Origin of the sequence: Pseudotenacibaculum sp. MALMAid0570 (assembly GCF_040151415.1) — a bacterium.
Lineage (GTDB): Bacteria > Bacteroidota > Bacteroidia > Flavobacteriales > Flavobacteriaceae > Polaribacter.
This window is the reverse complement of the sequence record NZ_JBDKWF010000014.1, coordinates 1-695: the sequence shown is the minus strand read 5'-3', so window position 1 is coordinate 695 and position 695 is coordinate 1. Positions and strand designations below refer to the sequence as shown.

General features: G+C 36.4%; 1 protein-coding gene. It reads left to right on the top strand.

The features are described from left to right. Window positions 1-695, top strand: a 695-nt coding sequence (locus tag AAON49_RS00065; protein WP_349551727.1) for an efflux RND transporter permease subunit, incomplete at both ends; no start/stop codon positions are given.

Sequence of the window (695 nt, the reverse complement as noted above, 5' to 3'; positions counted from 1 at the left end):
CAGGAATACCAGATTGATATTAACCCAGAGCTAATGAGACAATATAATATTGGCTTGCATCATGTGGTTAAGGCAGTTAAGCAGAGTAATAAAGATATTGGAGCACAGACATTAGAGATTAATCAAGCAGAATATTTAGTCCGTGGACTTGGATATATCAAATCCATAAAAGATATAGAAGAAGCCGTTGTAAGCTCTGAGGAATTTACCTCTATCAAGATAAAAGACATAGCAAATGTTTCATTAGGTCCAGCTGCAAGAAGAGGAATTCTTGACAAAGAGGGAGCAGAAGTTGTAGGCGGTGTAGTAGTTGCCAGATATGGAGCAAACCCTTTAGAAGTTATTAATAATGTAAAAGAAAAACTGAATGAGTTAAGTGCAGGATTGCCTAGTAAAACATTAAAAGATGGTCGAGTATCACAAGTTACAGTTGTTCCTTTTTACGACAGAACAGATTTGATCAAAGAGACTTTAGGGACTTTGAATGAGGCACTTGCTCTGGAGATTTTAATTACCATACTGGTTATCATCATTATGGTATTTAACCTAAGAGCGTCTATTTTGATTTCAGGGTTGTTACCTCTAGCTGTACTTATGGTATTTATAGCCATGAAAGCATTTGGTATAGATGCCAATATTGTCGCATTATCTGGAATCGCTATTGCTATTGGAACGATGGTTGATGTTGGAGTCAT